The sequence below is a fragment of the Methylobacterium sp. WL12 genome, from assembly GCF_008039475.1.
GTDB lineage: Bacteria > Pseudomonadota > Alphaproteobacteria > Rhizobiales > Beijerinckiaceae > Methylobacterium > Methylobacterium cerastii.
This window is the reverse complement of the sequence record NZ_VRUW01000236.1, coordinates 1-699: the sequence shown is the minus strand read 5'-3', so window position 1 is coordinate 699 and position 699 is coordinate 1. Positions and strand designations below refer to the sequence as shown.

1 pseudogene is annotated in these 699 nt (G+C 63.4%); it reads right to left on the bottom strand.

What is annotated here, in order from left to right:
- Positions 1–699: pseudogene (locus tag FV226_RS27680) on the bottom strand (IS3 family transposase); the annotation flags it as partial.

Genomic DNA, 699 nt, shown 5'->3' with positions numbered 1-699 from the left:
CTTTGCTCCGACGCCGGTGATCCAAGCTTGTACGATCTTCGCAACGAACTCCGGGCCGTTATCCGAACGGATATGGCCAGGTACGCCACGCAGGATGAACAGATCCGAGAGCACGTCGATGACGTCGGTTGCCTTCAGCTTGCGGGCGACTCGGATCGCTAGGCATTCATGCGTGAACTCGTCGACCACGTTGAGCATCCGGATCTTGCGCCCATCGTGCGTTCGGGCCTCGACGAAGTCGTACGACCACACGTGATTGCGGTGTTCCGGGCGAAGACGGACGCAGGAGCCGTCATTGTCCCAGATCCGCCCCCGCTTGGGCTGTCTGGCTGGGACCTTCAGACCCTCACGCCGCCAGATCCGCTCGACGCGCTTGTCGTTGACGAACCATCCGGCCGCCTTCAGCAATGCGCTGATCTTGCGGTAGCCATAGCGTCCGTACTTCTCAGCCAACGCCGTGAGATCGGCCGTCAGCGCCTCTTCGTCGTCGCGGCCCCGCGGTACCTTGCGCTGTGTCGAGCGATGCTGACCGAGCGCCCGACAAGCGCGGCGCTCGGAGACGGTCATCGTCCGCATGATGTGCTCGACACAGGCGCGTCGGCGCGCGGGGCTCAGAAGTTTCCCCGGGACGCCTCCTGCAGGATCAGCTTGTCGAGGGTGAGATCGGCGATTGCCTTTCGAAGCCGAGCATTCTCGGTC